General features: G+C 68.5%; 20 protein-coding genes and 1 tRNA gene. 13 read left to right on the top strand and 8 right to left on the bottom strand.

The genetic code is table 11. From position 1 onward, the window contains the following. Positions 1-9: 9 nt before the first annotated feature. From ABDZ36_RS11410 to ABDZ36_RS11400, 3 genes are all read left to right on the top strand, one after another. Positions 10-375, top strand: a complete 366-nt coding sequence (locus tag ABDZ36_RS11410; RefSeq protein ID WP_211312079.1) for a hypothetical protein — start codon at positions 10-12, stop codon at positions 373-375. A gap of 62 nt (positions 376-437) precedes the next feature. Further along, positions 438-1433, top strand: coding sequence for a 5-methyltetrahydropteroyltriglutamate--homocysteine methyltransferase (locus ABDZ36_RS11405; RefSeq protein ID WP_211312078.1), 996 nt, complete (start codon positions 438-440; stop codon positions 1431-1433). Further along, complete coding sequence (locus ABDZ36_RS11400) at positions 1430-2512, top strand: methionine synthase (protein ID WP_211312077.1); 1083 nt, start codon at positions 1430-1432, stop codon at positions 2510-2512. The genes ABDZ36_RS11405 and ABDZ36_RS11400 overlap by 4 nt, the downstream gene beginning before the upstream one ends. 505 nt (positions 2513-3017) lie before the next feature. On the opposite strand, the gene ABDZ36_RS11395 is transcribed toward ABDZ36_RS11400, so the two are convergent. Continuing rightward, a tRNA-Lys gene (locus ABDZ36_RS11395) sits at positions 3018-3091 on the bottom strand. Positions 3092-3237: 146 nt separating this feature from the next. Between ABDZ36_RS11395 and ABDZ36_RS11390 the strand changes: the two genes are divergently transcribed. Beyond that, complete coding sequence (locus ABDZ36_RS11390) at positions 3238-4701, top strand: DHH family phosphoesterase (RefSeq protein ID WP_211312076.1); 1464 nt, start codon at positions 3238-3240, stop codon at positions 4699-4701. Here ABDZ36_RS11390 and ABDZ36_RS11385 read toward each other — a convergent pair. From ABDZ36_RS11385 to ABDZ36_RS11375, 3 genes are read right to left on the bottom strand one after another with little or no spacing between them, the layout of a single operon-like run. Further along, positions 4698-4988: a PRC-barrel domain-containing protein gene (locus ABDZ36_RS11385; RefSeq protein ID WP_211312075.1), complete on the bottom strand. Its 291-nt coding sequence runs from the start codon at positions 4986-4988 to the stop codon at positions 4698-4700. The genes ABDZ36_RS11390 and ABDZ36_RS11385 overlap by 4 nt on opposite strands. A 25-nt stretch (positions 4989-5013) precedes the next feature. Next, positions 5014-6141, bottom strand: a complete 1128-nt coding sequence (locus tag ABDZ36_RS11380) for a pyridoxal phosphate-dependent aminotransferase (RefSeq protein ID WP_211312074.1) — start codon at positions 6139-6141, stop codon at positions 5014-5016. Between the two features lie 43 nt (positions 6142-6184). Continuing rightward, positions 6185-7102 carry a DUF7544 domain-containing protein gene (locus tag ABDZ36_RS11375; protein ID WP_211312073.1) on the bottom strand — a complete coding sequence of 306 codons (918 nt, stop codon included), beginning with the start codon at positions 7100-7102 and terminating at the stop codon, positions 6185-6187. A gap of 98 nt (positions 7103-7200) precedes the next feature. Between ABDZ36_RS11375 and ABDZ36_RS11370 the strand changes: the two genes are divergently transcribed. Then, complete coding sequence (locus ABDZ36_RS11370) at positions 7201-8064, top strand: ZIP family metal transporter (protein ID WP_211312072.1); 864 nt, start codon at positions 7201-7203, stop codon at positions 8062-8064. Positions 8065-8177: 113 nt separating this feature from the next. On the opposite strand, the gene ABDZ36_RS11365 is transcribed toward ABDZ36_RS11370, so the two are convergent. Continuing rightward, the gene (locus ABDZ36_RS11365) at positions 8178-9734 is read right to left on the bottom strand and encodes a uracil-xanthine permease family protein (protein WP_211312071.1); all 1557 of its coding nucleotides are present in this window, start codon (positions 9732-9734) and stop codon (positions 8178-8180) included. Positions 9735-9952: 218 nt separating this feature from the next. Between ABDZ36_RS11365 and ABDZ36_RS11360 the strand changes: the two genes are divergently transcribed. From ABDZ36_RS11360 to ABDZ36_RS11350, 3 genes are all read left to right on the top strand, one after another. Beyond that, the gene (locus tag ABDZ36_RS11360) at positions 9953-10219 is read left to right on the top strand and encodes a hypothetical protein (RefSeq protein ID WP_211312070.1); all 267 of its coding nucleotides are present in this window, start codon (positions 9953-9955) and stop codon (positions 10217-10219) included. 79 nt (positions 10220-10298) lie between these two features. Next, the gene (locus tag ABDZ36_RS11355) at positions 10299-11405 is read left to right on the top strand and encodes an NADH:flavin oxidoreductase/NADH oxidase (protein ID WP_211312069.1); all 1107 of its coding nucleotides are present in this window, start codon (positions 10299-10301) and stop codon (positions 11403-11405) included. A 42-nt stretch (positions 11406-11447) separates the two neighbouring features. Then, positions 11448-12074 (top strand): DUF7547 family protein, encoded by a 627-nt coding sequence (locus tag ABDZ36_RS11350; RefSeq protein WP_211312068.1) that lies wholly within the window; start codon positions 11448-11450, stop codon positions 12072-12074. Between the two features lie 15 nt (positions 12075-12089). On the opposite strand, the gene ABDZ36_RS11345 is transcribed toward ABDZ36_RS11350, so the two are convergent. Beyond that, the gene (locus ABDZ36_RS11345) at positions 12090-12503 is read right to left on the bottom strand and encodes a Zn-ribbon domain-containing OB-fold protein (RefSeq protein WP_211312067.1); all 414 of its coding nucleotides are present in this window, start codon (positions 12501-12503) and stop codon (positions 12090-12092) included. After that, positions 12500-13654 carry a thiolase family protein gene (locus tag ABDZ36_RS11340; RefSeq protein ID WP_211312066.1) on the bottom strand — a complete coding sequence of 385 codons (1155 nt, stop codon included), beginning with the start codon at positions 13652-13654 and terminating at the stop codon, positions 12500-12502. Before ABDZ36_RS11340 ends, ABDZ36_RS11345 begins: the two co-directional genes overlap by 4 nt. Positions 13655-13810: 156 nt before the next feature. Between ABDZ36_RS11340 and ABDZ36_RS11335 the strand changes: the two genes are divergently transcribed. The 5 genes from ABDZ36_RS11335 to ABDZ36_RS11315 all read left to right on the top strand — a co-directional run bounded on the left by ABDZ36_RS11335 (position 13811) and on the right by ABDZ36_RS11315 (position 19601). After that, the gene (locus ABDZ36_RS11335) at positions 13811-14491 is read left to right on the top strand and encodes an ArsR/SmtB family transcription factor (RefSeq protein WP_211312065.1); all 681 of its coding nucleotides are present in this window, start codon (positions 13811-13813) and stop codon (positions 14489-14491) included. Positions 14492-14550: 59 nt separating this feature from the next. Next, positions 14551-16404 carry a DEAD/DEAH box helicase gene (locus ABDZ36_RS11330; RefSeq protein ID WP_343749318.1) on the top strand — a complete coding sequence of 618 codons (1854 nt, stop codon included), beginning with the start codon at positions 14551-14553 and terminating at the stop codon, positions 16402-16404. A gap of 231 nt (positions 16405-16635) precedes the next feature. Further along, entirely contained in the window at positions 16636-17673 is a 1038-nt protein-coding gene (locus tag ABDZ36_RS11325) for a zinc-dependent alcohol dehydrogenase family protein (protein ID WP_211312064.1), read from the top strand. Between the two features lie 160 nt (positions 17674-17833). Then, a complete protein-coding gene (locus ABDZ36_RS11320) occupies positions 17834-18874 on the top strand; it encodes a PAS domain S-box protein (RefSeq protein ID WP_211312063.1) in 1041 nt (346 codons plus the stop codon). Between the two features lie 7 nt (positions 18875-18881). Continuing rightward, a complete protein-coding gene (locus ABDZ36_RS11315; RefSeq protein ID WP_211312062.1) occupies positions 18882-19601 on the top strand; it encodes a response regulator in 720 nt (239 codons plus the stop codon). A gap of 7 nt (positions 19602-19608) precedes the next feature. Here the strand turns inward: ABDZ36_RS11315 and ABDZ36_RS11310 are convergent, their stop codons facing one another. Continuing rightward, positions 19609-20613 carry a glycosyltransferase gene (locus ABDZ36_RS11310; protein WP_211312061.1) on the bottom strand — a complete coding sequence of 335 codons (1005 nt, stop codon included), beginning with the start codon at positions 20611-20613 and terminating at the stop codon, positions 19609-19611. Positions 20614-20725 lie beyond the last annotated feature (112 nt).

Raw genomic sequence — 20725 nt, 5'->3', positions numbered from 1 at the left:
GTTCGCGATATGAGCGATGGGTCGGTCGACTCGAACTGGTGGTTGCTCGTCCTCGCGATGCCGCTCGTGACGCTCGCCGAGGTCTGTCTCGGCTTCCTCCTCGTCGGCTTCGTCCACACGTCGACCGGCGCGAGCGGCCTGGTGACGTTGCTCATCCCCGCCGCGCCCTTCCTCGCCATCGCCCTCCTCGTGCGCCTCCTCCTCCCGCTCGCGCTCTACAAGGACGCGCGAGCGATCCGCGACGCCGACGTCGAGTGGGAACCTGACCCGGTGAACTGGGGGTTCCTCGGGCTCGGCCTGATCGTCGTTCCGATTCTCGACTCCCTCCTCGCCGTCGTCTACCTGACGCTGCGCTCGCGCGCGCTCGCCGCGTAATTACCGGCGATCATGCGAACGTAAAGAAAATATTAACCGCGGCGATACCGTGGATCGGACATATGCAACACGTCGCGACGACGGCCGGCCTCTTCCCGCTGCCGGACGCCCAGCGCGAGCGCCTCGCCGACCTCAAAGGGCGCGGCAAGGGCGACCTCATCGACGGGGACGAGTCCGCCGACGTGACCGCGGCCTACGACGCCGCCCGCGAGCGACTCGTCGCCGTCCAGCGCGAGGCCGGCCTCGATCGCGTCGTCGAGGGCCAAGCGCGCTGGGACGACATGCTCGCCCACCCGCTCTGCGTCCACGAGCACGTCCGCCCGGGCCGCGTCGTGCGCTACTACGAAAACAACAACTTCTACCGCCAACCCGTCGTCGAGGGCCCGCTCACCGAAGACGGTGACCTCGCCGCCGACCTCGACGTCGCCGCCCGCCTCACCGACGATCTACAAGCCGTCGTCCCCGGCCCCTACTCGCTCACTGACCTCGCCCGCGACGAGCACTACGGGTCGTTTGCGGCGTTCCTGGACGGCGTCGCCGACTTCCTCGCGGGCGAGGTCGCCGCGTTCCCCGACGCCGTCGAGACCGTCTTCGTCCTCGAACCGAGCCTCATCACCACGCCGCCGGACGACGACGCCCACGAGCGCGTCCGAGACGCCATCGACGCCGTGAACGACGCTATCGACGCCGACGTCGTCGTTCACACCTACTGGGGTGCGCTCGGTGAGAAACTCCACGCGTACCTTCTCGACACGGGCGTCGCGGCGCTCGGCTACGACCTCGTGACCGCCCACGATGAGTGCGCCTACCTCGTGCAGGAGTACGGCACCGCCGACTCGGTCGCCCTCGGCGTCATCGATGGACAGAACACGCGCGTCGAGACCCCCGAGACCGTCGGCGACCGGTTGACGTGGTTCCGCGACAGCGTTCCGGTCAGCGACTTCGAGACGGTGTACGCTACCCCGAACACCGGCCTCTTCTATCTCCCCACGGGCCCCTTCGAGGCCAAACTCGACGCGCTCGCCGCCGGCGTCGAGACCGTGGAGGTGGCAGAATGAGCGACGGCCGAGACGACCGCGTCGGCCGCGAGCGCTTTCGCCCGCCGGAACACCCGAACGACCACTTCCTCCTCACGACCGTCGTCGGCTCCTACCCGAAGCCCGCGTGGCTGACGGACGTCCGCGAGCGCCACGAGGCCGACGGTACCGCGGTCAACGACGACGAATGGAGCGAGGCTCTCGACGACGCGAGTCGCCTCATCATCGGCGAGCACGAACGCGCCGGCCTCGACGTTGTCTGCGACGGTGAGATGCGCCGCGAGGAGATGGTAGAGTTCTTCGCTGAACGCATCACGGGATACGAGTTCAAGGGCCCGGTGAAGGTCTGGGGGCACAGCTACTTCGACAAACCGAGCGTCGTCTCCGAGGTCGCCTACGACGACCCGTGGCTCCTCGAGGAGTTCGAGTTCAGCGCCGACGTCGCACAGCGCCCGGTCAAGGTGCCGATCACCGGCCCGTACACCCTCGCTACGTGGAGTTTCAACGAAGTCTACGACGACGCCGCTGCCCTCGCGTACGCCCTCGCCGACCTCATCAACGAGGAGATTAGGCACCTCGTCGAGGCCGGTGCGCGTTACATCCAGATCGACGAGCCCGCACTCGCGACGACGCCCGACGACTACGACGTCGTCGGCGAGTGCCTGGAACGGATCGTCGCTGGCCTCCCCGACGATGTCCGGCTCTGCCTCCACGTCTGCTACGGCGACTACGGCGAGATCTATCCCGAGATCAACGACTACCCGATCGACGAGTTCGACGTCGAACTCGCCAACGGGGACTACGAGCAGATCGACGTCTTCGCCGACGGCGACTTCGAGCCCGATCTCGCGCTTGGCGTCGTCGACGCCCATACGCCCGACGTCGAACCCGTCGCCGAGATCGAGGCGAACATCCGCGAGGGACTGCACGTCGTCCCACCGGAGAAGCTCACCGTCAGCCCCGACTGCGGACTCAAGATCCTCCCGCGCGAGGCCGCGTACGCCAAGCTAGAGAACATGGCTCGCGCCGCCCGAAACGTCGAGACCGACCTCGACAGCGGCGCGATCGACGCCGCGGCGCTCAGGGCGGGACGGGAGTAACGACCCGTCTGGCACGTCGGCGAGCAGCAGCCCGATGAGGCGGTGTTCGCGCCCTCGCACGCCTTGAACGATATGCCCCACAGCTCGTGATTCGTCGGTCTCGAACTCCGACAGACACGGACGTCTGTGAATGTGACACAGGTGACCTGTGTGGCGACGGGCAGTAACAGTTATTTGTGCCGGTCGACTAGTGCTTCTCGTCTCCGACAGACGGTGGCCCCTTCGGGGGGAGGGGTCGCCATCGGAACCTCGTCGGAGACGCTTTCCGAACGATCGGGAGCGACGGCGTCGAGCACTCGCGCCATCGGAACCACACTCACAGACGCGCCGCTCCCCGAATTGACTTTTTCGCGTCGTCCAGTTCGTCGCGGACGACGTACTCCGTGTCGTGGGTTCGTCGTAAAAGCGGGCCGGGAGGGAATTGAACCACGGTCGCAACGCGTTGCGTTGCTCACTGATTCACTTCCTCCAGGCGTTTTCACTACTCACGTTGTTCGTCAGAAAACGGGCCGGGAGGGAATTGAACCCCCGACCGTCTGATTAAGAGTCAGACGCTCTGCCTAACTGAGCTACCGGCCCAACGCATTCACAACTTACCGCGGGATAGTCAAATAAGTTTCTTTCCGGGGGCGACGTGGGTGGCGGTGACACGTCGTTGTGTCGTCGTTCCGGGCTTGCACCCGCTGTCGGGAGGGTTAAGTGACGCCGCGCGGTAGCGTTCGACCATGAGTAGCCGGGCTACGATCTCGTCCATGTCGACGTATGCGATCCTCGGTTGCGGGAGCGTCGGACACGCGGTCGCCGAGGAACTCGTCGAACGCGGGAAGGACGTGCTCATCGTCGATCGGGATGAGTCCCGGGTGGAGGCGCTGCGCGATCAGGACCTGAACGCACAGGCCGCGGACATCCGCGACGATGAAGTCGCCGAGCTCGTCGCCGACCGCGACGTCGTCCTCGTAATGGCCTCCGACGTCGAGGCCAACGAGGCCGCGGTGCAGAATATTCGCGAACGCGACGACGAACAGTTCCTCGTCGTCCGCGCGAGCGACCCGGTCTCAAGCGACGAACTCACCGACCTCGGTGCCGACGTCGTCATCAACCCCTCCTCCGTCATCGCGGACGCCGCGCTTCACGCCCTCGAATCTGGCGAGCTCGAGTACAAAGCCCGCGAGCTAGCGGAGGTCATCGAGGGGACCGACAACCGGTTCGCCATCGTCACCCACGACAACCCCGACCCGGACTCGATCGCCGCGGCGGCGGCGTTGCAGTCCATCGCCGACCATCTCGGCGTCACCGCGGACATCCTCTACTTCGGCGAGATCGGCCACCAGGAGAACCGGGCGTTCGTCAACCTCCTCGAGCTCGAGCTCACGCCCTACGACGACGTCGACATCGACGACTACGACACGATCGCGCTCGTCGACCCCGCAAAGGCCGGCGAGATGCAGGTCGAGGGGTCGATCGACATCTTCATCGACCACTACGAGGCCGACGACGAGGTCGACGCGGAGTTCGTCGACGTCCGCCCGAATGTGTCTGCGACCTCCACGATCCTCACGAAGTACATCCAGGAGTTCGACCTCTCCGTCTCCCAGGAGGTGGCGACGGCGCTCCTCTACGGGATCCGCGCGGAGACATTGGACTTCCGCCGCGAGACGACGCCCGCGGACCTGACGGCCGCGGCCTACCTCTATCCGTTTGCCGACCACGACGTCTTAGAGCAGGTCGAGTCGCCGAACATGAGCCCGGAGACCCTCGACGTGCTCGCCGAGGCGATCACGAACCGCGACGTCCAGGGGAGTCACCTCATCAGCGACGCGGGGTTCATCCGCGATCGCGACGCCTTATCGCAGGCCGCCCAACAGCTCCTCAATCTGGAGGGGATCACGACGACTGCCGTCTTCGGGATCGTCGACGACACCATCTATCTCGCCGCGCGCTCGAAGGACATCCGCATGAACATCGGCAAAGTCCTCCAGGACGCCTTCCACGACATCGGCGAGGCCGGCGGCCACTCGACGCAGGGCTCCGCCGAGATCCCGCTCGGGATCTTCACGGGGATCAAGACCTCGGAGGAGAACCGCGAGACACTGCTCGGGCTCACGAAGGAGGCCGTAAAGCGCAAGCTCTTCGACGCGATGGGCGTCGATCAGGAAACGACGTCCAGTACGCAGAACGGCGGCAGTTAAGCCAGTGCGGCGTCGGTTTCGTCGTCCGTTTTGAGGCGCTCGATGACGTCGTTGATGAGCACGACATCGCCGACGGCACGTACCCACCGGTATGGGACGATGACACCACGCCGGCCGGTGTCGTAGTCCGCGAACAGATCGGGGTTGAGCTCGCCGAGCGCGAGCCCGTTGACGACCTCGGCGTCGAGGTCGAGGCGGATGTCCTCGATCTCGCCGACGAAGACGCCGTTGTTCGAGTAGACCTCGCGGCCGACGAGCGTCGTGAGTTCCTGGGGTGTGTCGTCCATGTCCGCCCCGAAGGTGCGCCGCCTCTTAACTCTTGGAGCTATCGGGCGCGTCGAGGAGGCCCGCGAGGGTGCGAAGCGCGGCGTCCATGTCGGTCGGCGCGCGCCCGAGGCTGACGCGGAGGCGCGCGTCGTCGTCGAAGAACCGCCCGGGGACGAGCAGGAGGCCGTTCTCCCACGCGCGCTCGACGAGGTTGTCGGTGTCGACGTCCGTCGGTTCGAGGAAGGCGAACGTGCTGCCGTCGGCGACGAACCCCTCGATGTCGTCGCGTTCGGTGACGAACTCCGCGAGCAGGGCCGAGTTCTCCGCGAGCAGCGCGCGCTGGTCGGCCAGCAGGTCGTCGATGTGGTGGAACGCACGCATCGCGTACGCCCGCGAGACGTCGGCGACGCCGGGGACGTGGTGGGAGACCTCGCGGGCGCGCTTGACGAAGTCGGCGTCGGCGACGAGCCAGCCGATCCGCAGGTCGCCGAGACCGAGGAACTTCGTGAGCGATCCCGTGACGACGGTGTTCTCGATCCCGGCGGCCGTCGGCCCACCGAGCGCGCCGTCCTCGCGGCGCTGTCCGTCGGTGACGAACGGTGCGTACACCTCATCGACGAGGAGGCGCGCGTCGTAGTCGCCCGCGTGGGCGGCGACGTCGGCGAGCGTCTCGCGCTCGGCCAGTCGTCCGGAGGGATTGTGGCGGTTCGTAACGGTGACAAGGCGCGTGTCGGGCGTGAGCGCCTTCTCGATGCGCTCGGGGAGGAGACGGAAGTCGTCGGCGCGGAGGAAGCGATCGACCGCAGCGCCGAACGCCGCCGGCGTCCGCCGATGCGGTTCGTAGCCGGGCTTCTCGACGAGCGCGCGCAGGCGCTCGTCCTCGTGCTCGCCCGCCGGGTCGGCGTCGAGCGCGGCGGCGGTCGCGAGGAAGTTCGCGTGGCTCGCCCCGGCGGTCACGAGGACGCATTCGGGATCGACGCCGTACTGGCCCGCGATCTGCATCTCCAGGGTCGCACCGATCGGCGGGTCGGATCGCCCCTCCAGCAGTGGTGGAACGGTCGTCGGGCGCTCCTGCGTCTCGGTGACGCCGCGAAGCCCGGTCGACCCGAGGTCGTACATCGCGACGCCGGGGCGACCCTGCAGCCACTCGAGATAGTCGATGTGGGGAAACATACAGTCGGATTTCACGCCCGCCGCCCAAAGCCGTTGTCGCTCGCTACGCCGGGTAGGCGTACGGGACGTCGAGGCGATCGAGGACGAGCAGCGAGTGGGCGCGGAGATACGCGGTCGCGGGCCCACGGAGACACACGAGGTAGCAGGCGGTGCCGACGCCGGCGAGGGCGACCGCGACGAAACCGGCCGCTGTGCCGAGCTGCCCGCCGAAGACGGTCGCACCGTAGGCGAACGCGAACGGCAGGGCGAACGCGCCGGCGACGACGCTCCCCGCGACGACGTACGCGACGCCGAGACAGGCGCGCACGACGATGTAGATGCCGAACTCGCCGGGTACGGCGGCGAGTGCAGGCCAGAGGGTGCGCCACCCCGATCGGATGCCGTTCTCACCGTGCGCCATCAGCGGCACGACGAACGACGTCGTGATCGCCGAGGCGACGAGCGCGCCGACGATGAGGAAGCCGACGACGGGCACACAGATGACCGTGAGCAGCAGGGCGACGGCCGAGCCACTCCGGGCGGCGGCGAGCACGCCCGCGACGAACGCGCCGAGCGGGACGACGACGAGCGCGCCGAGACAGACCCGAAAGACGAAGAGTCGAGCCCCATCGCCGACGTGTGCGACGACGGATCGCCGGAGCCCATCGCCGCCCGACTCGACGAAGTCGACGAGGACGAACTCACAGACGGACGCGAGCAGCCCGAGCACGAGGACGACGGCGAGAACGACCCCGAGGAGCGCCAGCGTTCGCGGGGAGAACGGCGAAACGGGGGTCGTCGGGGGCTCCATGGCGTTCAGCGGGAGCATGACGACACCGACGCCGGGCGGTCTGACCGACGTCCCACCGGCAAAGACGGCGAGGAGCGTGAGTCGAAGCCAGACGCCCGCACGGACGGGGCGGAGCAGGTCGCGCGTCTCCGTGTACGCACGGCGGAGCGTCTCGACGGCGTACCACGACATACCCGGATCTGGATGCGACAGGGGAAAAAGACGACGACCATCGCGGCTCCGTCGGCGAGCGGGCAGCCCTAAGTCGCGGCGACGTCTACCGTTCGGTCATGGCCGGGATGGAGGGGCTCGCGTTCGTCTTCCTCGCGGGGCTCGTCACCGACCTCGCGACCGGTCTCGGCGCGCTGCCCTTCCTCGCCGTCGACGAGATCTCGGATCGCGCGACGGTCGCGCTCTGGGGCGTCGCTTCCGGGATCATGCTCGCCGCCTCGGTCTTCGGCCTCGCGCGCGAAGGGCTCGCCTACTCGTCCGGCGTCCCGGTCCTCCTCGTCGCGGGCGCGCTCGTCGGCGTCGTCCTCGTCGAAGTCTCGGATCGCCTGCTCGAACGACTCGATATCGGTGGCGACGACGCCGACGTCGACGGCGGCGCGATCAGCCCGGACGTCGATCCCGCGGCCATCGCCACGGGCGACCTCCGCACGCTCGTCCTCGTCCTCGGCGTGCTCACCGTCCACTCGTTCCCCGAGGGCGTCGCGGTCGGTGTCTCCTTCGCCGAGCTCGGCCTCGGCGGCGGTATCGACGTGCTCGGGCTCGCCGTCCCGCCGCTCGCCGTCCTCATGACCGTCGCGATCAGCGTCCACAACATCCCTGAAGGGCTCGCGGTCAGCATCCCGCTGAAGGCGATGGGCGTCGACGTCCGGCGGATGGTCGGTGCGGCGGTTTTCTCCAGTCTCCCGCAACCGATCGGGGCGGTGCTCGCCTTCGCGTTCGTCCGCGTCGCCCGCGCGTTCCTCCCCTTCGGCTTCGGCTTCGCCGGCGGCGCGATGATTTATCTCGTCCTCACCGAGTTCGTCCCCGACGCCCTCGAGGCCGGCGCGGACCTCCCGTATCGCGGCGTGCCGGCCTTCCTCGCGGGCGCGCTCGCCGGCGCGGCCGTAATGGTCCCGCTACTGTTCGTACATGTGGGACCGTAGACGCACGACAGACACGACCGCCGAGCGTGAGTGAAATCGGCGTCCACGCCGGGACATATCCGATGGCGAGGGAACGACGGCGAACACAGGAAGAAGGCGGGTAGCCGGTGCTCCTAATCGCCCTTCAGGTAGCGCTCGGTGGCGGAGTCGAAGGCGTCGTCGTTCTCGGTGAGCTGATCCCACTCGTCGAGGCCGCGCTCGGCACGGGTGCCCTCGACGGTGTTGTCGAGGACGAAGGCAACGAGGCCGCCAACGGCCATCCCAGTGCCACCGACGACGTAGACGGTGTCGGAGACGACTTTGAGGCCGAGGAAGGGCCCGAGGATCGGCGTGCTCGCCATGCCCTGCTGGAAGGCGATCGCGCTCTCGATGTTGCCCATGTAGGCCGGGATGGCGAGGCCGCAGAACAGGGCGAGGCCGACGATGAAGACGTTGCGAGAGCTATCGAGGTCGACGTGTTTGAGGTTCGAGAGGCCGACGGCGGCGATCTGGCCGAACATCGCGATGTAGAGACCGCCGACGATCGGGTCGGGGATGGTGGTGATGAGCGCGCCGAAGTAGCCGATGAAGCCGACGAACAGCATGAGGACGGCACCGATCTGGATGACGTAGCGCGAAGCGACGCCGGTCAGCCCGATCGCGCCGATGTTCTCCGAGTAGGACGTCGAGCCGTTGCCGGTGCCCATGATGCCCGCGAAGACCGTGGCGAGGCCCTCGGTCCCGATGCCGTGGTCGATGCGGCGCGCGGAGGGCGCGCGCTCGCCGGCGAGGCGCGCGACGGCGTGGTAGTCGCCAAAGGACTCGATCATGGAGGCGACGACGCCCGCGAACATCCCGACGATGAAGGACGTCTGGAAGGTCGGCATCCCCCACTGGAGGGGCATCGGGACCTGCACGAGGCTGGCGTTCGCGACGGTCGAGAGGTCGACGAACGCGGCCGACCCGCTCGGGATGATCCCGACGACGGAGAGGACGGTGGCGATCGCCCACGCACCGACGATCCCGAGCAGCACCGGGTAGAGCCGGAAGACGCGATGCGAGCGATCGAGATACTGGCTGAAGAGAACGATGAGGACGACGGTGAGCCCGACGAGCCACCACGCCTGGTTCGCCATCGTGACCTGGGGAGAACTGAACAGCGAGAGTCCGATGAGCGCGATGGTGGGCGCGATGACGATCGGGGAGAGGTACTGTTTGAGCCACCCCATGACGCCGAAGTAGCCGACGGCCATCTCGACGATCCCGCCGACGATGATCGCGCCCTGTAAGGCCACGATCGCTTGCTGCCACTGTCCCGGCCCGGTGCCGACGAACCCGATGATGGCGATGGCGGGCGCGAGCATCGAGAATGTCGCCCCCTGGACGATCGGATAGCGGTTCCCGACGATCGTCTGGAGTAGCGTGCCGACCCCCGAGACGACGAAGAACGTCCCGATGTAGAGCGGTTGCCACCTCGAGGGCATCCCCATCGCGCCGGCGAGGGCGAGCGGGACGGCGATGTTCGCGCCGACCATCGTGAGGTAGTGCTGAAGGCCGAGGAGCACCGACTCCCCGGTCGGTGGCTTCTCGTCGACCCCGTACTCGACGTCGCCGGATCGTTCGACCGACTCGGTCCCGGGTTCGCCCGCCAACCCCTCTGGCGGCGCGTCCGGGTGCGTGTCTCCTGCCATGTGTGCGTACCACCACATCGGTACCTGCGCCGCCGCTTAAGCGTGTTGTGTCGACGGACGAGACACCGTTCCTTCGGTCGTCCGCTGCGTCCCTCCGCCGTGTCCGACTCCATCGTCCGTTCTTCTCCAAAGACGCACAGATCGGGCGCGTCGAGGGGGCGACTAGTGATCGACACTCGGCCGTAAGGCCGTAGTGGACGCGCTCTCTCCTTTGGAGCATGAGCGACGACATCGATGTCGAGGTGGAAGTCGAAGTGGAGATCGACCGGGACGAACTCGAAGTCGAGCTCGGCTCCTCCAGCGAGGCCGAAGCCGAACTCGACGTCGCGGGCGCGGAGGTCGAGGTCGAAATCGAGGTCGAGCGACACGGTGACTCCGGTGACGAGGACGATGACGTCGAGGAGAGCGACGCCGAGGGCGGTGACGACGACGGCGATGCTGACGACGACACGGATCCCGTCGAGGCCCATCTCGACGACGCGTAGCGCGGCCCACCAGCGCGGGTCTCGGCAAACGGCCCCGCGTCCACTACCCCTTTTCGGGGCGCGCGGTTATCCCCGCGTGATGACGCACCTCTTCGACTCTCTCACGCTCCGCGAGACGGAGATTCCGAACCGAATCACCGTCTCCCCGATGTGTCAGTACTCCGTCGAGGACCGCGACGGCCTCGCGACGCCGTGGCACCACGTCCACCTCGGATCGCGCGCCGTCGGCGGTGCCGGCCTCGTCCTCTCCGAGGCGACCGCCGTCGAACCCCGCGGGCGCATCACGCCCGAAGACCTCGGTATCTGGAGCGAGGAGCACGCGGACGCGCTGAAGGAGACGACCGACTTCGTCAAGAGCCAGGGCGCGGTGCCCGGCATCCAACTCGCCCACGCCGGCCGGAAGGCCTCCAAGACCCGTCCGTGGGAGGGTAGTGAGCCCCTCCAGCCCGACGAGGGCGGCTGGGAGGTCGTCGGCCCGAGCGACGAGCCGTGGCCGTACGAGGCGGAAGCCCCGCCGACGAAGGCGATGGATGCCGACGACATCGACGACGTCGTCGAGGCCTTCCGCGAGGGTGCCAAGCACGCCCTCGACGCCGGCTTCGAGGTTGCCGAGGTCCACGGCGCGCACGGCTACCTCCTCCACGAGTTCCTCTCGCCCGTCACCAACGACCGCGACGACGAGTACGGCGGCAGCTTCGAGAACCGCGCGCGCCTCATCCGCGAGGTCACCGAAGCCGTCCGCGAGGTCTGGCCCGACGAGAAGCCCGTGCTCGTCCGCCTTTCCGGGACCGACTGGATCGACGACGAGGAATCGTGGACGGTCGAGCAGTCCGCGCGCCTCGCCGACGTCCTCCACGAAGCCGGCGCGGACCTCATCGACGTCTCCTCCGGCGGCATCAGTCCCGCCTCCTTCCCCGACTGGGCCGGCCCGAACTATCAGCTCGCGCTCGCTGAGCACGTCCGCAAGAACGCCGAGAGCGATATTCGGGTGGGGACCGTCGGCGGGGTCACCACGCCCGAGCAGGGCGAGGCAATCGTCCGCAACGATCGCGCGGACCTCGTCATCATCGGTCGCGAGTTCCTCCGCGACCCGTACTTCGCCCTCCACGCCGCCTACGAACTCGGCTACGAGGACGAGATCGACGTGCCGAATCAGTACCTTCGCGGGTTCCACGAGCGGCTCTGAGGCGGCGGTAACGCTATCCGTTCGGCCGTCCCGCCTACGCGTATGACCGACGACACCGCCGATGACCTCGCGGCGCGCGTCGACGCCCTCGAAGATGCCGTCGCGGACCTCCGCGTGGCGCGGGACCGGCGCGGCGGGCGCGCTCCGCGACGCGGCCCTTTCTCCTTCCCGCGCCCGCCGACGCCCCGCGAGTTCGTCCGCTTCGCCGTCGACGACGCGATCCCGGCGACCATCGCGCTCCTCGAGGCACAGATCCGCGCGCTCGAGGCGTTGCGCGCCGCGCTCCGGCTCGTCGAACCGGGACGCGAGAACGCGAAACCACCCGCCGGCCGCGAGACACTCGATCGACTTGACGCCGCGCTGACGGACCTCCGCGACGCCGTCTCTGGCGACGCGCTCCCGGAGAACGGCGCGGCCCGCGACCTGCTTGAAGACGCGCGTGCACTCACCGCCGACCTCGAAGCCGAAGTCGAGGCGGCGCGCGAACCGCGTCGAGAACGGGAAGCCGGTGAGACAGCCGGGATCGCGGTCGACGACGCGGACGACGCGTCAGAGGAGCGCGAACGGCGCACCGAGCGCGTCGAGGACGAACTCGATCAGCTCCGCGACGAGTACGACGCGGACGACGAGGCCGATGCGTCGGATGGTTCGGGTGGGGACGACGCGTAGTCAGTCCGTCCCGAGTCAGTCCTCCTCGACGGGCTCGAACCGATACCCGTCCCACGTCTGACTCTCGGGTTCGCGAATGCCCGCCTCAGGGTCGCGGAGTTCCTCGCAGTAGACGGGCGTCATCGCGTCGCCGCTCTCGACGTCGCCGGTGGTGAGTTGGCCGAGCGCGCGCACCGTCTCGCCGTCGACGGTGGTGAGTTGGCCGAGCGCGCGCACCGTCTCGCCGTCGACGGCGAACTCGACGATGCCGAGGTGGTTCGGCTCGCGAACGCCCGGCGGCGTCGCGGTGCTCGTCGTCCATGTGACGAGCGTCCCGGTTTCGTTTTCGAGGTCGACGGTCTCGGTCTGTGCTGCGCCACACTCCGGGCAGACGGTGTGGCCGGGATACGTCATGTGGCCGTTCTCACAGCGGTAGGCGTCGAAGCTCATTTTGCGGCCTCCACGATCGTCGTCGTGACGCAGTTCCCGAAGCCGCCGACGTTGCAGGCGAGGCCGACGTCCGCCGCGACCTGTCGTGCGTCCGCTTCGCCCGTGACCTGCCGGTGGATCTCGTACACCTGTGCGACGCCGCTCGCGCCGAGCGGGTGGCCCTTCGACTTGAGACCCCCGGAGGTGTTGATCGGGAGTGCGCCGTCGCGTGCCGTGACGCCCTCATCGGCCGCCGTCCATCCCTCGCCCTTCTCGAAGAAGCCGAGGTCCTCCAGCTGGAGGACTTCGAGGATCGTGAACATGTCGTGGAGTTCCGCGACGTCGACGTCGTCGGGGCCGAGCCCGCTCATCTCATAGGCGTCCGCGGAGGAGTCGACGACGCCACCCATGACGGTCGGGTCGTCGCGCTCGTGGACGACGTGGGTGTCCGTCGCGCCGCCGATACCCGAAATTACCGAGTAGTTGTCAGTGTACTCAGCGGCCACGGATTCGGGGCAGAAGAGGAGCGCGGCGCTCCCGTCCGTGATCGGGCAGAAGTCGTAGAGGCGCAGCGGATCGGCGACGATCGGCGACTCCAACACCGTCCCCTCATCGACCTCCTTGCGGAACTGCGCGTGTGGGTTGTCGACGCCGTTTTCGTGGTTCTTGACAGCGACCTTGGCGAGCGACTCGCGGGGCGCGTCGTACTGCTCTAAATAGTGCCGGGCGGTCATCCCCGCGAAGCTCGGGAGCGTGACGCCGTGCTTGTACTCTGCCGGATGCGTCAGCGAGGCGATGACGTCCGTCGCCTCCGCCGTACTCCGGTGGGTCATCTTCTCGCCGCCGACGAGCATCGTCAACTCGCTCGCGCCCGACGCGACGGACTGCCAGGCGGCGTAGACGCCCGCGCCGCCGGATGCGCTCGTCTGATCGACGCGCTGGGTGTAGGCACCGAGCGCGCCGAGGTCGTGCGCGAGGGCGTTCGGGATCCCGGTCTGACCCTCGAACTCGCCGCTGGCCATGTTCGAGACGTAGAGGTGGTCCAACTCGTCGGCGTCGATGCCCGCGTCAGCGAGGCAGGCCTCGCCCGCCTCCGCGAGTAACTCGCGGACCCAAGCGTCGCGCTGCCCGAACTGGGTCATCGACGCGCCGATGACGGCTACCCGGTCCATGCCCGAACGGTCGGGGACGTGGGTCTTAGGGGTTCGGTTCCATCCTGCCTCCCATCGGCGGTGTCGGTCGATGCGTCCCGTGCACTCCGCGAGCCGGACCGCCTGCCACGTCCCGACGCGAAGCTATTTGTCCCCCGCGTGCCGTCAGTTCCGACGATGGGTAGCCTGTTCCCGTTCCGCACCGACGTCGAGGCGGACGCGGGGAACCCCCGACTCGTCGGGATCGACGAGGATGCCGCGGACGAGGTGTTCGACGCCCTCGGCTCGCGTACCGCCCGGCGCATCCTCACCGCGATCTATGACGACCCCCGCCCTGCCTCCGACCTCGCGGACGACGTCGACACCTCCCTCCAGAACGCGCGGTATCACCTCGACAACCTCAGCGATGCCGGCCTCGTGACGGTGGCCGACACCTGGTACTCGGAGCGCGGCACCGAGATGAAGGTGTACGCGCCCGCGAACGACGCCGTCGTCGTCTTCGCCGGCGACAACGACCAGAAGACGGGCGCGTTCGACGCCCTCAAACGGTTCCTGGGCGGCGTCGTCGCCGTCGGCATCGCCGCGCTCGTCGTGCAAGCCCTCCTCGCGCCCGGCTCGCTCCTCCCGACGTTCGGGTCCGCGGGCAGCGAGACATCGCCCGCGACGACGCCGAGCGACGGGGGCGGCTTCAGCACGATGGACGTCCAGCGCTCGACCACGACGACCACCACGACTGATGGCGGCCACGGCTTGCTCGCTCTCCTCGCGGAGCCCGGCGTCGCGTTCTTCCTCGGCGGGCTCTGCGTCCTCCTTGTCGTCACGACGCTCTGGTACGTTCGGACGCGTCGGCGCGGCTGACTGGTCCGCCCGCGGCGACGACGCAAACCGTTTCAACGCGAGTCGCCTACCGCGAGGTAGTGAGCGACGAAGCCGATCCGACACTCTCCCTCGATGCCTTCTACGACGCCCTGGAGTCCGTCGGCCGCCCGATCGTGACAGCCGGCCGCCTCGCGAGCGTCCTCGGCTGGACGCAGGCAGAGGCGAGCGACGCGCTCGACGCGCTCGCCGAGGCGGACGCGGCCGTCCAGCGCGTCGACGTCTCGAACGATCCCGTCGTGTGGTTCCCGACCGACTGGGCGCACACGACGGAGCGCGAGCGCGTCGTCGTCTTCCCCGAGCACCGCGAGGTCGTCGTCGACCAGCCCTCGCAGTTCACGCGCGCGCAACTCGCGCAGTTCGCGACGCTCACCGACACGACCGGCGAGAACGCCTATCGCTACCGGGTGCGCGAGGAGGACATCTGGGGCGCGCCCCACGACGACGTCGAGGCGTTGCAGCGCACGCTCCGACAGGCGCTCGGCGATCGCTACCCCACGTTGGAGGAGTTCGTTACCGACCAGTGGCGTCGCGCCCGCCAGTTCCGCCTCTACACGCACGACGAGGGGTACGTCGTCCTCGAGGCCTCCTCCCCGGAGATGATGGGGAACGTCGCGGAACAACACCTCTCGGAGGGGACGATCCGCGCGCCGATCACCGACACGGAGGCGTGGGTCGCCGCGGAGGCCGTCGCGACCGTCAAGCGCGACCTCTACGAGGCGGGCTACCCCGTGCAGGACGACCGGACGCTCGACGAGGGTACCGAAATCGACCTCGACCTCCGCCTCTCGCTGCGCGACTACCAGCGCGGCTGGGTCAAGCGCTTCGTCGAGTCGGGGTCGGGCGTGCTCGTCGGCCCGCCGGGGAGCGGCAAGACCGTCGCCGCGCTCGGCGTCATGGACGAGATCGGCCGCGAGACGCTGATCCTCGTCCCCGGCCGCGAGCTCGTCGGCCAGTGGCGCGACAGCATCCTCGAATACACGACGCTCGGACAGGCCGACGTCGCCGAGTACCACGGCGGCGTGAAGGAGATCGGGCCCGTGACGATCGCGACGTACTCCTCGGCGGGGATGGAGCGCCACCGCCGGCTCTTCGACGAGAAGCGCTGGGGGCTCGTCGTCTACGACGAGGCACACCACATTCCCGGCGACGTCTTCCGCCGTACGGCGGACTTGCAGGCATCAGCGCGCCTGGGGCTGTCAGCGACCCCAGTACGGGGCGACGACCGCGAGGCGGACATCTACACGCTCATCGGGCCGCCGATCGGCACGGACTGGGAGGCGCTCTTCGAGGCGGGCTTCGTCCAGGAGCCCGAAGTCGAGATCCGCTTCGTCCCGTGGGCCGACGACGAGCACCGCTACGAGTACGCGAGCGCGGACGGCCACGAGCGCCGGATGCTCGCCGCGTCCAACCCCGCGAAGGTCGATGAGGTGCGCGCGATCCTGGAGGCGCACCCGCAGGCGAAGACGCTCGTCTTCGTGGACTACCTCGATCAGGGCGAGGCGCTCGCGGACGCGCTGTCGCTCCCGTTCGTCAGCGGCGACACCCCGCACTCCCGGCGCGAGCGCATCTTCCACGAGTTCCGCGCGGGCGAGCGTGACGTCCTCCTCGTCTCACGCGTCGCCGACGAGGGGATCGACCTTCCGGACGCCGAGCTGGCCATCGTCGCCTCGGGACTCGGAGGGTCGCGCCGGCAGGGCGCACAGCGCGCGGGGCGGACGATGCGGCCGGCGGGGCGCGCGCTCGTCTACGTGCTCGCCACGCGCGGTACTGAGGAGGAGGACTTCGCGCGGAACCAGACGCGCCACCTTGCGGAGAAGGGCGCGCGGGTCAGGGAGGCGGACGCGGAGGCGAACGATAGTGAGCCTCCGCGGAACGGCGAGCGGGAGCGATAGCGACACGCGAGCGACGCGGAGACGCACGCGGATGCGAGCGCTAGCGAGCATCCGCGGAACGAGCGAGCGGGAGCGATAGCGACCCGTGAGCAGCGCTAGCGAGTCTCCGCGGAACGGCGAGCGGGAGCGATAGCGACACGCGAGCGACGCGGAGGCGAGCGGGAGGCCGCCTTCGCGGCGTCGTCCGCCGGGGCGGGTGGCTTTTTGCCCCGGCCGGGTGATCCCTCGCACATGGACGCAGCCGTCTACCACGGCGAAGGCGACATCCGCGTGGAGGAAGTACCCGATCCCGAGATCGAGGAGCCGACGGACGCGATCGTGCGCATCACGCACACGGCGGTCTGTGGCTCCGACCTCTGGTTCTACCGGGGCGAGCGCGACTACCCGACGCCGGGGCGCGTCGGCCACGAACCGATGGGCGTCGTCGAGGCCGTCGGGGACGACGTGACGCACTTGCGGCCGGGCGATCGCGTGCTCTCGCCGTTCGCGATCTCCTGTGGCGAGTGCGAGTTCTGTCGGAAGGGGCTCTACACGTCCTGCGTCGAGGACGAGGGGTGGGGCGGCGAGCACGACGGCGCACAGGGCGAGAAGGTCCGCGCACCCTACGCGGACGGGACGCTCGTCCGGATCCCGGAACGCTACGCGGACGACGAGGATGTCCTCGAATCCCTCCTCCCGCTGACGGACGTCATGTGCACGGGCCACCACGCGGCCGTGAGCGCGGGCGTCGAGGCGGGTGACACGGCGATCGTCGTCGGCGACGGCGCGGTCGGGCTCTGCGGCGTGCTCGCGGCCAAGCGCCTCGGGGCGGAGCGCATCGTCGCGATGGGCCACCACGAGAATCGGTTGGAAATCGCCGAGGAGTTCGGCGCGACGGAGACGGTCGCGGCGCGCGGCGAGGCGGCGATCGAGCGGGCGCGCGAGCTCACGTACGGCGGGGCGAATCACGTCCTAGAGTGCGTCGGCGCGGAGTCCTCGATGGACACGGCGTTCGCGGTCGCACGTCCCGGCGGCACCGTCGGCTTCGTCGGCGTTCCGATGGGCGTCGACGAGGCGGCGTTCCTCGATGATGCGTTCGGGAAGAACGTCGCGCTCCGCGGCGGCGTCGCGCCCGTCCGGCAGTACATCGACGACCTGATGGCCGACGTCCTGCAGGGGACGCTCGACCCGTCGCCGATCTTCACCAAAACTGTCGATCTCGACGGCGTGCCGGAGGGGTATCGCGCGATGGACGAACGCGACGCCGTCAAGGTTATGGTGAAGGTCTGACCGACGACAGCGTCGCGACCACAAATTCACGCCCTAAAGGGCAGGATTCTCTCGCGACCACAATAGCTATCCGCGTGACGGTCGAAACGTATCGGTAGCTAGTCCGTCCATGTCATCATCAGGACCGCCGTTCGACGCTGAAGACTCCGTAAACTCGTCCGTGTTCGACGAGAGCGGCAACGTCGAACCGGGCGTCCTCGATAAGGACTTCTTCGAGGTGTTGGTGGAGAACGGCTCGGACGCCATCGTCTCCATCGACGAGCAGAGTCGAATCCTCTTCGCGAACCGATCGGTGGAGCGGGTTTTCGGCTACGAACCCGACGAGCTCGTCGGCGAGCCGCTGACGACGATCATGCCCGAGCGCTTCCGCGACGCGCACCATGCCGCGATCGAGGCGTACCTCAGGACGGGCGAACGCACGCTCGACTGGCAGAACGTCGAACTGCCCGCCCAGCACAAGGATGGCCACGAGGTCCAACTCTCGATCACCTTCGAGGAGCACCGCTACGAGGGGCAGCGGGTCTTCTCGGGAATCATGCGCGACGTCACGGAGCGCGTCGAACGCGAGAACGAACTCCAACGCCAGAACGAGCAGCTGGAGCGCTTCGCCTCCATCGTCAGCCACGATCTGCGCGATCCGCTCCAGACGGCGAAGGCCGATGTCGCCATCCTCGACTCCCAGTACGAGAACGAACCGCTCCTCGACGAACTCGACGACACGCTCGACCGGATGGACGAACTCATCGAGGATGTCCTGACGCTCGCCAAGCAGGGCAAGAGTATCGGCGACACCGCCCGCGTCCCGCTCGAACGCGTCGTCGAGGACGCGTGGGCCACCGCGGGTACCGACGAGGCGACGCTCGACATCGAAGGTAACCTGCTCGCCGTGAAGGCCGACCGCGAGCGCTTCGAGACGCTCCTCCAGAACCTCTTCCGAAACGCCGTCGAGCACGTCGGCGACGACGTGACGGTCCGTGTCGGCCTGCTCAGCGGCGGGTTCTACGTCGAGGACGACGGTCCCGGCTTCCCCGAGGACGCCATGGACGACCTCTTCGAGTACGGCTTTACGACGAGCGACGCCGGAACCGGGTTCGGCCTCTCGATCGTCGAGCAGATCGCCGACGCCCACGGTTGGTCGGTCGAGGCGATGAACGGCGAAGACGGGGCTCGCTTCGAGTTCCGCGATGTGGTGATGTCCTGATCCGACAATGTGTACTGCAGACTATCAGTCCCCGTGTAGTGACGCTCGCATCCTGACCGACGGCGGTATCGACGCCAGTACCGATGATGGTACTGACGCCGGTACCGACGCCGATACCGACGCCGGCGAGAAGCCGGTCGTCCTCGTCGTCGACGACGAGGAGCGCATCCCGCAGGCGTTCGCGCTCTGGCTCGGCGACGACTACGACGTCCGAACCGCGACTGACGGCGAGGAGGCCATCGAGCGCCTCGATGACGCCGTCGACGTCGTCCTTCTCGACCGGCAGATGCCGGGGCTCTCCGGCGACGAGGTCCTCGATCGCATCCGCGAGGGGGGGTACGGCTGTCGCGTGGCGATGGTTACGGGGGTCGACCCGGACTTCGACATCGTCGACATGCCGTTCGACGACTACCTCACGAAGCCGGTCGGCCGCGAAAAGCTGCGGGAGACGGTCGATCGCCTGCTCTCCATCGACAACTACGACGAGGCTGTCCAGACGTATTTCGCGCTATCGAAAAAGCGCGCGACCCTGGAGGCCGAGAAGACCCGCTCGGAACTCGAGGAGAGTGACGACTACGCGGCCCTTCTCGACGAGCTCGACGAACAGGAAGCGCGGATGAACGGGCTACTGGGACAGATGAACCCCGACCAGCTCGACACGCTCTTTCGCGACCTCTCCGTCGATGCGGGACCCGATTCCGGAACGCCCGGCTCCGCCGACCCCTGACGGCTTTCTACCGTCGACACGACGCGACGAGGCCTTCGGCGAACCCCACGCCGTACGCGACGTACTGCACGATGAGGAGCAGCGGTGCGAGAAGTGCGAGTGGCGTCCGTCGCTCGCGGGCGACGGCGCGCGCCACGGACACCGCGACTGGGAGGAAAGCGAGGAGCGCGAGCGGGACGTAGCGCGGTCCGCAGCGGAGATCGCGGAGCGCGGCCGCACCACCGCCGAGGAGCGCGAGCGTCGGGAGCGGCGAGTACCACCGGACGAGTCGGCGGTGGCGACACTGGATCCGCGCCATCGCGTCGCCGTAGCTGCGGCTCTTGTGCGCGAACGCCCGGAGCGTCGGCGAGAGATGGTGACGAACGACGATCGTGGGGTCGTAGCAGAACCGATAGCCGTCGCGGGCGAGACGGTAGTGGAACTCGGCGTCCTCGCCGACGTTGACGGTGTCGTCGTAGCGATACTCGTCGAAGATGGCGCGGCGATAGCAGACGTTGCAGGCAGCGACCGAGCGCACGAGACGAACGTCGTCGATGGCGCGCGACTGCGGGCTGCCGCCGGAGCCGAACGCGGTGCGCTGAAAGCTCCCCACGACGCAGGCGAACACCGGGTCGTCCTCGAAGGCGACGTTCGGGCCGCCGACGCCGGCGATATCGGGGTCGTCCGCGTACGCGTCGAGGCGCGCGACGTGGTCGACGAGCCACGTCGGCGGCACGCGACAGTCCGAGTCGGTGAACGCGACGTAGTCGCTCTTGGTCGCCTCGATCCCGCGGTTCCGACACGCGCCGATCCCCGCGCCGTCCGCGACGACGAGGCGGGCGTCGAACCCGGCAACGACGTCGCACGTCGCGTCTGTTGAGCCGCCGTCGACGACGACAACCTCGTACCGGTCGTCGGGGTAGGTCTGTCGGTCGAGCGACGCGAGCGTCTCCGCGACGGTGTCGGCCGAGTCGTACGTCACGACGATCACGCTCACGGTCGGGTCGGCCGACGCCGGGTCGCGTTCCGTCATCACCTGACGCTACGTCGCTTGCCGGAATAACTGTGCGGGGGCCACCAGACTCACGACGCATGTCGACTGTATCGACGAGCGCGCTCGGGGCAGATCCCGCCGCCGGACAGCG

Origin of the sequence: Halarchaeum salinum (assembly GCF_039520965.1) — an archaeon.
GTDB lineage: Archaea > Halobacteriota > Halobacteria > Halobacteriales > Halobacteriaceae > Halarchaeum > Halarchaeum salinum.
The sequence above is the reverse complement of the archived record's forward strand: the minus strand, read 5'-3'. Positions and strand labels throughout refer to the sequence as shown.

What these genes read in the sequence shown, in the direction of transcription:
- ABDZ36_RS11410 (WP_211312079.1), top strand. Translation starts at nt 10, where the DNA reads ATGAGCGATGGGTCGGTCGACTCGAACTGGTGGTTGCTCGTCCTCGCG.
- ABDZ36_RS11405 (WP_211312078.1), top strand. Translation starts at nt 438, where the DNA reads ATGCAACACGTCGCGACGACGGCCGGCCTCTTCCCGCTGCCGGACGCC.
- ABDZ36_RS11400 (WP_211312077.1), top strand. Translation starts at nt 1,430, where the DNA reads ATGAGCGACGGCCGAGACGACCGCGTCGGCCGCGAGCGCTTTCGCCCG.
- ABDZ36_RS11390 (WP_211312076.1), top strand. Translation starts at nt 3,238, where the DNA reads ATGAGTAGCCGGGCTACGATCTCGTCCATGTCGACGTATGCGATCCTC.
- ABDZ36_RS11385 (WP_211312075.1), bottom strand. Translation starts at nt 4,988, where the DNA reads ATGGACGACACACCCCAGGAACTCACGACGCTCGTCGGCCGCGAGGTC.
- ABDZ36_RS11380 (WP_211312074.1), bottom strand. Translation starts at nt 6,141, where the DNA reads ATGTTTCCCCACATCGACTATCTCGAGTGGCTGCAGGGTCGCCCCGGC.
- ABDZ36_RS11375 (WP_211312073.1), bottom strand. Translation starts at nt 7,102, where the DNA reads ATGTCGTGGTACGCCGTCGAGACGCTCCGCCGTGCGTACACGGAGACG.
- ABDZ36_RS11370 (WP_211312072.1), top strand. Translation starts at nt 7,201, where the DNA reads ATGGCCGGGATGGAGGGGCTCGCGTTCGTCTTCCTCGCGGGGCTCGTC.
- ABDZ36_RS11365 (WP_211312071.1), bottom strand. Translation starts at nt 9,734, where the DNA reads ATGGCAGGAGACACGCACCCGGACGCGCCGCCAGAGGGGTTGGCGGGC.
- ABDZ36_RS11360 (WP_211312070.1), top strand. Translation starts at nt 9,953, where the DNA reads ATGAGCGACGACATCGATGTCGAGGTGGAAGTCGAAGTGGAGATCGAC.
- ABDZ36_RS11355 (WP_211312069.1), top strand. Translation starts at nt 10,299, where the DNA reads ATGACGCACCTCTTCGACTCTCTCACGCTCCGCGAGACGGAGATTCCG.
- ABDZ36_RS11350 (WP_211312068.1), top strand. Translation starts at nt 11,448, where the DNA reads ATGACCGACGACACCGCCGATGACCTCGCGGCGCGCGTCGACGCCCTC.
- ABDZ36_RS11345 (WP_211312067.1), bottom strand. Translation starts at nt 12,503, where the DNA reads ATGAGCTTCGACGCCTACCGCTGTGAGAACGGCCACATGACGTATCCC.
- ABDZ36_RS11340 (WP_211312066.1), bottom strand. Translation starts at nt 13,654, where the DNA reads ATGGACCGGGTAGCCGTCATCGGCGCGTCGATGACCCAGTTCGGGCAG.
- ABDZ36_RS11335 (WP_211312065.1), top strand. Translation starts at nt 13,811, where the DNA reads ATGGGTAGCCTGTTCCCGTTCCGCACCGACGTCGAGGCGGACGCGGGG.
- ABDZ36_RS11325 (WP_211312064.1), top strand. Translation starts at nt 16,636, where the DNA reads ATGGACGCAGCCGTCTACCACGGCGAAGGCGACATCCGCGTGGAGGAA.
- ABDZ36_RS11315 (WP_211312062.1), top strand. Translation starts at nt 18,882, where the DNA reads ATGTGTACTGCAGACTATCAGTCCCCGTGTAGTGACGCTCGCATCCTG.
- ABDZ36_RS11310 (WP_211312061.1), bottom strand. Translation starts at nt 20,613, where the DNA reads ATGACGGAACGCGACCCGGCGTCGGCCGACCCGACCGTGAGCGTGATC.